The organism is Paenibacillus nanensis (genome assembly GCF_003583765.1).
Taxonomy (GTDB): Bacteria; Bacillota; Bacilli; order Paenibacillales; family Paenibacillaceae; genus Pristimantibacillus; species Pristimantibacillus nanensis.
Window position 1 is genome coordinate 36303 of sequence record NZ_QXQA01000005.1, and the last position, 12058, is coordinate 48360.

Genomic DNA, 12058 nt, shown 5'->3' on the forward strand with positions numbered 1-12058 from the left:
TAGAGACCGAGGAACTCCCTCATCACTACCAATTCAGGGGAATACAGACAAAAACCGCCGGGCATACACGCTGCTGCCGGCGGTGAATTCTTTATCGCTGTTGAATGGACATATCAGCTCCCATCACGCCGATGACTTGTCCTTGTTCATTACGAATCGGAACCGATAAGGTCATACATAACTGCTTCGTAATCGCGGATACATACACATCCGATTGAAAGGCTTCGCCCGTCATCGCCTTTTTCCACCATTCCCGGCCTTTCGCGTTTAGCAAGCCCGCTTCCGGGTAAGAGAAAATGAACGAGCCATCCTCGCGATTCGACCAAATCGCTTCGATATCCGGCTTGGACTTAAGCAGCTCTGTCAGCCGCTTAGCATGATCTTCCGCCCGCAATGAGATTATAGCAGTCTCGGCGGCAGCTGTCTTGAGCCAATCCAGCAGCTCAGGCACGTTTCCTTGCGCCTGGCTGATCGTGCGCTTAATGCCCACATGATCGATTGCTTTGGTCAAATCCCGCGACGAACGCCCTAAATTATCTTTGATGCGGTCGAGCTTCACGATTTGTTCGCGCTGGGTCTCGGTCATCTTCAGCGTCTCGTCTACGCTGATAAGCGTTTCATTTACGGAATCGACAACCTCCTTGAGCATGGCCGTCGCTTTGCCCGTTTGTTCCGTTTGCTGAGCGCTTGCCTTATCCGTATGTATGGCCCATTCATCCACTTCGGATATTTTGGTAAAAATAACGTCCATCCGTTCTTTCGTTGTCTGCATCTCGGCAACGCCTTTTTCTACGAAGCGCTTTTCTTCGTCAACGGCTTGCACAACTAGCTTGACGCCGCTTTCGATCTCCTCCACTAATAAGGAGGATCTGCGCACGGCCTCCCCGCTTTGCTCCGCCAGCTTCCTGATCTGCGCGGCAACGACGGCGAAGCCGCGGCCGTATTCGCCGGCATGGGCCGCCTCGATCGTGGCGTTAAGGGCAAGCAGTGACGTTTGGGAAACGATGTCCTGTATAAGTCCGTTCATTTCATGGATATGAGACGAATGCTCGATCAGCTTCCGAATATGCCGCTCCATTGTCCGGTTCTGCGCATTCAGCTCATTCATTACTTCGTCGGTGCTCAACAAAGAGCGGCAAACATCAAGAACGATTTGTTTCGTCTCGTTGCTTTTGCTTCTCAGCTCTGAGGAGGCGCCGCTAATCTGTTCAGCTGCGGAAGCGACCTCCTGAAGCGTAGAGAACGCCTCCTCGATTCGCTGCATCGCTCCTGCGCTGGACCGCCTGAGCGCGCGCTCTTGCGCAACCGATCGGTCTGCGACTTCCGTGAGCTGTCGCATCGTTCCGTCCACTTCCTCCACAGCCGCGTTCAGCTGGTCCGAAATGACAACCGATTCATTCAGAAGCTGCGTCATCTTCTTTTGCGCGTCCTCGCGTTGTTTGACGTCATCATGCAAAGCTTCCCGCTTAAACCAACGTATAGCCCCCATCAAGCATTGCCCCTTCCGGGTTATGTGAATTTTTCTCACATTATAATCCAGTATTCGGCAAAAGAAAAGAGGAACCGGCACGGTTCCTCCTGATTTGCTGCTTATGGTGCTGCATGGAATACTATTGTTGGTTTTGATTGTTTTGGAAAGCTTGGTTCGCTTTTTGGTTAGCAGCCGCGTTGTTAGCTGCTTCATTATTTTGGTTGAACTCTTCCGCAAATTCAGCGTTATACTTGTTTTGAGCGGTTTTGTTGTTTTTGTTTTTCGCCATTGTTGTCACCTCCCCGTTCGTCTTTAGTATGGCAAGTGACCCAATTCTTATACAAAAACCTGCTTTCGAAGGCTACGATTCCAGGTACGCTTGCGGAATCGGTTTGCCGACCTCAATGGCCTTATTAATGTCGTTTAGCCAAGCTTGAGACAGCTTCCCGTTACCTCGCCTAAGCACCTGAACCTCGACCTTTTTTTTGCCCCACTGCTCATATACTTCCCTTATCGTTTCAAAATAAAGGTCGATTCGGTTTCCTTTAATAGCCGAGCCTATATCCGCGACGACTCCATATCCATAACCGGGTATATACAACAGCGTTCCGATTGGGAAAAGCTTCGGGTCGGCGGCAATCGTCGAGACTTGATCCCGCGTCACCTTCACGCCGGAGTAGGTAATGCCATAGCCTGGCTCACCCGGCTTTTTCCCTGTTGATTCTACGCCCGCCGTATAGCCAGTCGCCACAACCTCAATGACATTGGGAGCCGAAGTTCTTGCATCCATGACTTGATATGCCGCTGCATCCGCAACGCCGCGCAAGGCAGAAATCTCAAGGCAGCACATCAGCGCCAGCGCGATAAAGATTCTTTTCCTTGCAAAAAAGCTTGTAACCATGTGGGCAAACTCCTCCTCAAGAGAATATTGCCCGGATGGCACAAGCTTTATGCATGACTAGTTTTGTTATTGTTTGGATGCGATTTGCTCTTGCAGATACGAAATTAGCTCGGACACCGGTTTCGCGCCGATATCGCCCTCTCCGCGTTTACGGACGGAGACGGAGCCGGATTGCATTTCATTCTCGCCAACGACAAGCATATACGGCGCCTTCTCCAGCTGCGCTTCGCGAATCTTGTAGCCCAGCTTCTCGTTGCGAAGATCGCTTTCCACTCGGATACCCGCTTCTTGCAGCTGCTCTGCGACTTGGCGCGCGTAAGCGTCATAAGCAGTCGAAACCGGGATAACCTTCGCTTGTACCGGCGACAGCCACAGCGGCAGCGCTCCCGCGAAGTTCTCAAGCAGGAATGCGGTCATGCGCTCCATTGTGCTGATAATGCCGCGGTGGATAACGACCGGACGATGCTTTTTGCCGTCTTCGCCGATGTATTCGAGCTCGAAGCGCTCCGGAAGAAGGAAATCGAGCTGAGCCGTCGAAAGCGTCTCTTCCTTGCCAAGCGCCGTCTTGATCTGAACGTCCAGCTTCGGACCGTAGAAGGCCGCTTCTCCTTCCGCTTCGAAGAACGGCAGTCCCAGCTCTTCAACGACTTCTCTCAACATGCGCTGCGACATTTCCCACATCTCGTCGTTTTGGAAATATTTCTCCGTATCCTTCGGATCGCGGTACGACAGACGGAAACGGTATTCCTTAATGCCGAAGTCCTCGTACACCTTGCGGATCAAATTAATGACGCGCGAGAATTCATCCTTGATTTGGTCAGGACGGCAGAAAATATGCGCGTCGTTCAGCGTCATCGCGCGAACGCGATGCAAGCCGGTCAACGCACCGGACATCTCATAACGGTGCATCGTTCCGAGCTCCGCAATGCGCACAGGCAGATCGCGGTAGCTTCTCATATCGCTTTTGAATACCATCATGTGATGCGGACAGTTCATCGGACGAAGCACCAGCTCTTCGTTATCCATCTGCATGATCGGGAACATATCCTCATTATAGTGATCCCAGTGTCCGGAAATTTTGTACAGCTCGACGTTCGCAAGTACCGGCGTGTACACATGCTGGTAACCCAGACGCTCTTCCAGATCGACGATATAGCGTTCCATCGTTCTGCGGATTTTGGCTCCGTTAGGGAGCCACAGCGGCAAGCCCTGACCAACCTCGCGCGAGAACGTAAAGGTCTTCAGCTCGCGTCCCAGCTTGCGGTGGTCGCGCTTCTTCGCTTCTTCCAGGAAATGAAGATGCTCGTCAAGCTGCGCTTTTTTCGGGAATGCTGTTCCGTAAATACGCTGCAGCATTTTGTTTTTGGAATCGCCGCGCCAGTAAGCGCCAGCCACGCTAAGCAGCTTAAAGGCTTTAATACGGCCTGTCGAAGGCAGATGCGGACCGCGGCAAAGATCGAAAAACTCGCCTTGATCATAGAGCGTAATGACGGAATCTTCCGGCAGATCGTTAATCAGTTCAATCTTCAAATTGTCTTCAAGCTCTGTAAAAATTTCCAGCGCTTCGGCGCGGCTGACAACCCTGCGGCGAATGTCGAGATTTTCGTTCACGATCTTCGTCATTTCCTTTTCGATCTTCTCAAGATCGTCAGGCGTTAGCGACTGCTCCATATCGATGTCATAATAGAAGCCGTCTTCGATGACGGGTCCGATGCCAAGCTTGACGGTTTTTTGGCCGTAAATCCTCTTCAGCGCTTGCGCCAGCAGATGGGCCGTACTGTGGCGGTAAACCTCCAGGCCGTCAGCCGATTCCACCGTTACGATTTCAACAGCCGAATCCTTTTCAATTGGCGTGTAGACGTCTACAACCTTCCCGTCAAGCTTACCCGCGATGGCGTTTTTCTTCAGTCCCGGACTGATCGAGCCCGCCACTTCTTCAATCGTTATGCCTGCTTCATACTCTCTTACGGCGCCGTCCGGCAATGTTACTTTGATGCTCACTTTCCTTCATCCTCCCGATTCTTCAATTGCAAGCGAAGCGCAGGACGCAAAAAAAGCACGCGTCCCGCGAAAGGGACGAGTGCTTGTATACTCGTGGTTCCACCCTACTTTAACTGCGCTATGGTCATACATGCATGACCGAAAAGCAGTCCTCGTAACGATCTGATAACGGAGATATCCGGTACGGCTTACAATCGCTGCTTCAGACGCGAGTTCATCCGTACAGCTACAGAAGGGGTACATTCGACCGCGTTCAGGAAGGAACTTTCAGCCAAGGTTCCTCTCTCTGCTCCAAGCGCTCCTGTCGAATACATGTCTTCTGTCATTGCTGTTCAAAAATTGATATTGGCATCATTATAGCCCCATGCGCGAAGTTGGTCAAGTACGTTGCTTTAGGTTTAGGGCTGAATCAACTCGTCCAGCGAGCTCGTGCAGGAGTTGCACTTGACGCAAATGTGGACGCGCCCGTCAAATATCGTTTCAATGGTGCGGATGACTTGCATGTCGGGATGCCTCGTATGCACCGTAATTTGTTTGGGCGAAACCGAAATCAAGGAGCTGATCACCATATCCTCGATATTCATTTCGGTCTCCAGCATTTCCGCTACAATCCGGTCTGCGGGAGGCTTTGGTTCAAGCGTCTGAAAGCTCTCGTTATACAGTGTAAATTCGTGGCCGCCTTTGTGGAGCAAATGGACGATCGGCACCTTCGACTCCTGAAGCTGTACGAAATATTTCAGCAGCGAAATAAATTCTTGGTACTGCTTATCGAGCACGTACTCGTCAAGCGCATACTCTACAATTTCCGCCAGCTCGCTTCGATACGACAACAATCGGAAAGTAACAAACCCGTGCAGGTTAAGTACCGTTTCTTCTTGCAAAAACTTCTCCAGCTCATCGGCTATTTTGTTTTTTCTTCGCGTGCGGTCCGCATCCTGAAACCGGCTGCCGAGCGATTCCCATTCCTTGCCGTGTAGCAGCTCAAAGCAATATTTCTCAATAATCGCCGCATCTAAGGACGGGTTATTTTTGTACTTCTTTCGGATAATCGAAGAAAGCAGCTCAGGCTCCAGCTCCTTCACAACAAACTCTGCGATGACGTCGGCCGCGGCCCTATAGACGACTGGGCCATCCATTTTCAGTTGAAAATGAGGCAGGTTCGCCTTGCATTTAATTCGCTGCGGTTCCTCTATATAAAACTCCACGCTAGATGCCTTTTCGCTTGCCTGCACCGCTTTATGTAACTCGGCATTTGCATGCTCCGACAGATGCATCCGAAGCGTGTGAAGCGACTCACTTCGATTTGAAGGCAGTGTTACCGTAAACAAATCCATGCGCTCACCCCTTTCTTTCCGTTACAGTATATGGTCAGCGGGCGGCGTATATACAAAGAAGAGTTTGGCATAAGCGATGGCGGACTGCGAATTTGCATAAAAAAATACGGTTTAAGCTTTCGCCTAAACCGTATTTTACAAATAAATTAATTTTGCATGACGAAATCGCGTTCCGCTTTATCCGCGTCGCCGAACATCCGCAAAATATTATATTTGGTATCCCGCTGCGCCGGAATTTTCCCAGCTTCGCGAATAAGTTGAAGGATAAGATCGATATTGACTTTATGCGTTGTTCCTGCCGCCGACACGACGTTCTCTTCGATCATCGTGCTGCCAAAATCGTTACAGCCGTAAGAGAGACTCAGCTTGCCCATCTCCGGTCCCATTGTAACCCAAGACGACTGGAAGTTATCAATGTTGTCAAGCATAATGCGGCTGACCGCCACCATCCGCAAATATTCCTCGGGCTTCGCCTTCTCCAGCTTCAAATTCGTATTGTCAGGCTGGAACGGCCAAGAAATAAAAGCGAGGAAGCCTGGCGTCGGATAACCGTTCGCCAGCACCCTGTCTTGCTCATCGCGAACGCGGAGGATATGAAGAGCGCGTTCTTCGATTGTCTCGCCAAGACCGTATACCATCGTTGCCGTTGTGTTCATGCCGTGACGGTGGGCGGAATTCATGACATCCATCCAATCCGTCCAAGAGCCCTTAAGGCGGCTGATCTTCCGGCGCGTTCTGTCGTCCAAAATTTCAGCGCCTCCGCCTGGCAAGGAATCAAGGCCCGCTTCGTGCAGCTGCGAAACGACTTCGTCCAGCGATAGTCCCGAAACGACCTTCATTTTTTGAATTTCCGCCGGGGAGAAGGAGTGCATTGTGATTTGCGGGAATCTTGCTTTAATCTTCCGCAGCAAATCTAAGTAGTAGGAGAACGGCAGGTTTGGATTGGTGCCGCCCTGCATCAAAATTTCCGTGCCTCCGACATCGACCGTCTCTTGAATTTTATTTAAAATAACCTCGTCGTCCAGCACATACCCTTCCTTCGAGCCTGGCGCCCGGTAAAAGGCGCAGAAGCGGCAATAGACGTCGCAAATATTCGTATAGTTGACGTTTCTCCCTACAACGAAAGTTGTAATCGGCTCCGGATGCTTTTTCAGCATGATTTGGTTAGCCGTATGCCCCATCTTCTCGATCTGATCGGAAGCAAGCAGCTCCATTCCTTCCTCCAGCCCGATGCGCTCGCCGCGCAGAGCTTTGTCCAAAATCCGGTCTATCGCGCTCATCCGCAAGACCTCCTTAATCATCATTCAAAAATATACCGCAATATCTAATCCTATCATATATATAGAAACCGCGTCACCCACCAGCCAGTGGCAAAATAACGAAAGTTAAGTGAACGATGATGCAATTGCGCAGTCGAACGTTCCTTCTAACTGCAGTTAAACTCATAACCCCACTTGTATCGCGGTCACTGCGCAGTCGAACGTTCCTTTTCTAACTGCAGTTAAACTCATAACCTCACTTGTATTGCGATCACTGCGCAGTCGAATGTTTTCCAACTGCAGTTAAACTCATATCCCCACTTTTATCGCGGTCACTGCGCAGTCGAACGTTCTTACGATCGCTGTTGTATCCAGATTCCTTTGAACATATGATAATGGTCGGAATCCGGATACAAAGGCGAACGCTATCGCTTCTCCAGAACATTCGTCTGCTCCGTTTCTTATAACCGTCCATAACTTTACAATCATCTTCTACCTTGCCGTTATACCTTACTCGTTCAAAGTATCGTGTAGCGTAACTAGTGGCTCGAGCACATCTCGCTACAAGCTATTAGTGTCTTTTGACGTAGCTATTTGCTCGAGCACTCGCTATTAGCTATTGTATCGTGTGGCGTAGCTATTTGCTCGAGCACACCTCGCTACAAGCTATTAGTATCGTGTGGCGTAACTAATGGCTCGAACACAGCTCGCTACAAGCTATTAGTGTCGTGTGGCGTAGCTATTTGCTCGAGCACACCTCGCTACAAGCTATTAGTGTCGTGTGGCGTAACTATTTGCTTGAGCACATCCCACTCCCAGCTTTTAGTATCGTGTGGCGTAACTATTTGCTTGAGCACATCCCACTCCCAGCTTTTAGTATCGTGTGGCGTAACTATTTGCTCGAGCACACCTCGCTACTAGCTATTAGTATCGTGTGGCGTAACTAATTGCTTGAGCACATCCCACTCCCAGCTTTTAGTATCGTGTGGCGTAACTAATGGCTCGATCACAGCTCGCTCCAAGCTATTAGTGTCGTGTGGCGTAACTATTGGCTCGAACACAGCTCGCTACAAGTTATTAGTGTCGTGTGGCGTAACTACTTAATCCAGCACACCTCACTCCAAGCCATTAGTATCGTGTGGCGTAACTATTTGCTTGAGCACATCCCAACCCAAGCCTTTAGTATCGTGTGGCGTAACTATTTGCTCGAACACAGCTCACAACAGCGTGTGGCGTGATTAAATTGGCTCGAGCACAGCTCACATAACAGAACAGCGAGACAACTAGAATCACAACTGGACACTAGCCCAAAGTCCCATTTGAAGTTAAAAAGCTGCACTGACAAATCGCCAGTACAGCTTTCTGGATTACGCCTCCAGCTCGCGCTTCGCTGCGCTGAGCGCTTGGTCGAGGTCGGCGATAAGATCGTCGATATGCTCGATGCCGACGGAGAAACGGAGCAGGCGGTCGTCGACGCCGATCGCTTTCCGGATCTCCTCCGGGATGTCGGCATGCGTCTGCATCGCCGGGTATGTCATCAGCGACTCAACACCGCCTAAGCTTTCCGCGAACGCGATTAGCTTGATGTGGCGCAGAATCGGCTCGACGTAGCGGGCGTCCTTCAAACGGAACGAGAAGATACCCGTGTTGCCGGAGGATTGTTTGTTCTGAACATCGTGTCCCGGATGATGCGGCAGAGCCGGATAATAGACTTCGTCGATTGCAGGATGCTCTAACAAATATTCCGCGATTTTTGTCGCGTTATATTGATGGCGTTCCATGCGAAGCGCCAGCGTCTTCATGCCTCTCATAAGCAGCCAGGAGTCCTGCGGACCAAGCACGGCGCCGATCGAATTGTGCAGGATCGCCATCTGCTGAGACAGCTCTTCCCCTTTCGTTACGATCAGACCCGCCAGCACATCGTTATGTCCGCCTAAGTATTTGGTCGCGCTATGGATAACGATGTCTGCGCCGAGCTCAATCGGACGTTGAAGGAAAGGCGTCAGCAGCGTATTGTCGACAATCGTCAGCAGTCCTTTCGATTTCGCCCATGCGCATACACGTTCCAAATCGGTAATCATCATTAAAGGATTTGTCGGCGTTTCGATCAGCACAGCCTTTGTATTCGGCTGAAGCAGCGAAGACATGCCGTCGATATCATTCGTATCCACATAGGAAGCCGTCACGCCGAATCGGGACATGATGCGCTCAAGCAGGCGGTAAGTGCCCCCGTACAAATCGAGCGATACGATCAAATGGTCGCCTTGGCTGAAATATGCGAATATCGTTTGAAGAGCCGCCATTCCGGAGCTGCACGCGAAACCGGCGTCCCCCGATTCCAGCTGAGCGATCGCTTCCTCCAAAACGGCTCTTGTCGGGCTTTTCGTGCGGGCGTAGTCAAAGCCTGTGCTTTGACCAAGCTTAGGATGACGGAACGCCGTCGCTTGATAAACGGGGAAGCTGACCGCACCCGTTACAGGTTCTTTTACTGAACCGATTTGAGCCAATTGACTTTCGATTTTCATCTCAGATTAGCAACTCCTCTAGTGATAAATAATGAAGTACGTATTATTTAGATGCCCGCGCCCAATTCATAAGGCGTTTGCTGATACACATAATAGTTAAGCCAATTGGAGAAAAGCAGGTTCGCATGCGCTCTCCACGTAGACAACGGCATACATGAAGGATTATCTCCCGGGAAATAATTGCGCGGAAGCGCAATGTCCATGCCCTTCGCGACATCTCTGTCGTATTCATATTTCAGCGAATCCGGATCGTACTCCGAATGACCGGTCACAAAAATTTGTTTGCCATCTTTCGATGCGACGATATAGACGCCGGAGTCGGCAGATTCCGACAAAATCTCAAGCGCTTCGATCTTCTCGATGTCCTCCCGTCTAACCTCCGTATGGCGGGATTGCGGGACGAAAAACAGCTCGTCGAAGCCTCTGAGCAGCTGGACGTTTCGCTTATCTCCGCTTACGGTATGAGGGAACACGCCGAACACTTTTTGGTCCAGGTTATATTTCGGCACGCCGTAATGGTGATACAGGCCGGCTTGAGAGGCCCAACATATATGGAACGTCGAAGTCACGTGGCGTTTGGTCCACTCCATAATTTCCTTCAGCTCATCCCAATAGTTCACTTCCTCGAACGGCAAATGCTCCACAGGCGCTCCCGTAATAATCATGCCGTCGAAATACAGATGAGAAATCTCGTCAAACGTTTTGTAGAACGACTCCAGATGCTCCGCAGACGTGTTCTTCGACGTGTGCGTCCTTGGATGCAGAAGCACGACCTCCACCTGCAGCGGCGTATTGCCGATGAGACGCAGAAGCTGCGTTTCCGTCGTTTCTTTGGTCGGCATCAAATTCAGAATCGCTATGCGCAAAGGACGAATGTCTTGATGATAAGCGACGCTTTCATCCATCACAAATATGTTCTCATTGCTCAAAATTTCTTTGGCCGGCAAGTTGTCTGGCACTTTAATAGGCACTTTCGATCACACTCCTAATGTTAGGTCATGATTAGAAGTCAGCAATAAAAAAGACCCCTTCTGCGTGAGAAAAGGTCGTCTGCTCGGAAAGAAAGCTGTCCGCCTCTCTCATCTCTCAGAAACGTTATGTTTCCGCAAGAATTAGCACCGTGCTCATTACGCCGGTTGCCGGGCTTCATCGGGCTAGTCCCTCCGCCTGCTCTTGATAAGAAAGTAGTCTATTCAATTATTGCGTTTCCAATTAATTTTACTTTAAATCATTCCGTTATTCCCGTCAAGAACCTGCTTTGCATATACTGTTAAACCGGGATCCCTGCAGCCATTTTTCGCTTGAATGTTCTGCTTGAGCGGGAGTATACTAGACAAGGATTGGGACATTCATTCGACATTAAAAGGAGTGTAAGAGGACATGGAAGGTGATCGACCGAAGCCCGAAACCAACCGCATAAGGCCGCTGTCGGTCAGCATGAAGCGAGAGCGCTTCTCCCTTAGTCCTTCGACATCACTCGCGAAGCTGGCGGGGAAGCCTTATTAACCCGTTACACTCGCCAATGTCCTGGCCGGCAGTCTCCTGCAAGACCAGAGAGGAGAACTGCGAATGAAAATCAGACATGTAAAAAACGGCGTTTTCACGACAGTCGAACAATTGGAGCAAACGCTGATCGAGCCGACGGAAGGCTTTTATTGGATTGACGCGGACGTGGACGACTTGACCATCCTGCAGCCCATGTTCGGCATGCATGACCTCGCTGTGGAGGACTGCTTGAACGAAGAGGAGCAGCGTCCAAAGATTGAAATTTATGAAAATCATTATTTTATTGTCTTCAACAGCATCCGCTTTGACGATGAAGAAATTTTTCTTCGAGCCTTGAACATTTTCCTTGGCAAGCACTATATTATTACCGTTACGAAACAGAAAATTAACGAGCTGCGTTCGCTTAAGCCGATCTTATGGGAGCAAGAAGTAAACCGGCCTGACCAATTCCTCTATTATTTGGTCGATTTGGTGGTCGACAATTATTTCTCTGTCGGCGACCGTATCGACACGCGGATCGAAACGCTGGAGGAAGCGATCCTCATGCATACCAAGAAGTCTCATCTGAACGAAATCATCGGTCTTCGCGGCGAGATTTTATGGGTGAGAAAGGTGCTCGGACCGCAGCGCGAGGTTGTCTTTACCTTGAACAAAAAAGAGCTGAAGCTGATTGACGATCAGCTGCAAAAGTATTTCAGCGACGTTTACGAGAACGCGATCAAAATTGCGGAATCCTTCGACACGTACCGAGATCTGATGGGCAACCTTCGGGAAGCGTATCAGTCCAGTCTTTCCAGCCGAGCGAATGAAATTATGCGCGTTTTTACAGCGATCACGACGATATTCATGCCGCTCACCTTCCTGACGGGCATCTACGGCATGAACTTCGATATTTTGCCGTTCGTCCACTCCAGCTGGGGTGCTTACGTGCTGCTTGGCATTATGCTAGTGCTCGGCTGCAGCATGTTGTATATATTTCGCAAGAAGGAATGGCTGTAGCAGCCGTTCCTTTTCTTTTTGCCGAGCACGGATACAATCGGATATACTAATGATATGGCCAG

10 protein-coding genes and 1 riboswitch are annotated in these 12058 nt (G+C 50.2%); of the genes, 2 read left to right on the plus strand and 8 right to left on the minus strand.

The features are described from left to right. Positions 1-91: 91 nt before the first annotated feature. From D3P08_RS10055 to metA, 8 genes are all read right to left on the minus strand, one after another. Positions 92-1489, minus strand: a complete 1398-nt coding sequence (locus D3P08_RS10055) for a methyl-accepting chemotaxis protein (RefSeq protein WP_119599571.1) — start codon at positions 1487-1489, stop codon at positions 92-94. Between the two features lie 121 nt (positions 1490-1610). After that, positions 1611-1760, minus strand: a complete 150-nt coding sequence (locus D3P08_RS27280; protein ID WP_162848423.1) for a hypothetical protein — start codon at positions 1758-1760, stop codon at positions 1611-1613. 72 nt (positions 1761-1832) lie between these two features. Next, a complete protein-coding gene (locus D3P08_RS10060) occupies positions 1833-2372 on the minus strand; it encodes a 3D domain-containing protein (protein WP_119599572.1) in 540 nt (179 codons plus the stop codon). Between the two features lie 66 nt (positions 2373-2438). Continuing rightward, complete coding sequence (gene thrS, locus D3P08_RS10065) at positions 2439-4373, minus strand: threonine--tRNA ligase (RefSeq protein WP_119599573.1); 1935 nt, start codon at positions 4371-4373, stop codon at positions 2439-2441. 398 nt (positions 4374-4771) lie between these two features. Then, the gene (locus tag D3P08_RS10070; RefSeq protein WP_119599574.1) at positions 4772-5707 is read right to left on the minus strand and encodes a putative sporulation protein YtxC; all 936 of its coding nucleotides are present in this window, start codon (positions 5705-5707) and stop codon (positions 4772-4774) included. Between the two features lie 146 nt (positions 5708-5853). Further along, complete coding sequence (mqnC, locus tag D3P08_RS10075) at positions 5854-6987, minus strand: cyclic dehypoxanthinyl futalosine synthase (protein ID WP_119599575.1); 1134 nt, start codon at positions 6985-6987, stop codon at positions 5854-5856. Between the two features lie 1346 nt (positions 6988-8333). Then, the gene (locus D3P08_RS10080; RefSeq protein WP_119599576.1) at positions 8334-9491 is read right to left on the minus strand and encodes an aminotransferase class I/II-fold pyridoxal phosphate-dependent enzyme; all 1158 of its coding nucleotides are present in this window, start codon (positions 9489-9491) and stop codon (positions 8334-8336) included. Positions 9492-9538: 47 nt separating this feature from the next. Beyond that, entirely contained in the window at positions 9539-10462 is a 924-nt protein-coding gene (gene metA, locus D3P08_RS10085) for a homoserine O-acetyltransferase MetA (RefSeq protein WP_119599577.1), read from the minus strand. Positions 10463-10567: 105 nt separating this feature from the next. Next, positions 10568-10674: riboswitch (SAM riboswitch) on the minus strand. A gap of 197 nt (positions 10675-10871) precedes the next feature. Here metA and D3P08_RS27860 point away from each other — a divergent pair. Further along, positions 10872-10997, plus strand: a complete 126-nt coding sequence (locus D3P08_RS27860; protein ID WP_276311144.1) for a hypothetical protein — start codon at positions 10872-10874, stop codon at positions 10995-10997. A gap of 63 nt (positions 10998-11060) precedes the next feature. After that, a complete protein-coding gene (corA, locus tag D3P08_RS10090) occupies positions 11061-11996 on the plus strand; it encodes a magnesium/cobalt transporter CorA (protein WP_119599578.1) in 936 nt (311 codons plus the stop codon). Positions 11997-12058: the final 62 nt, after the last annotated feature.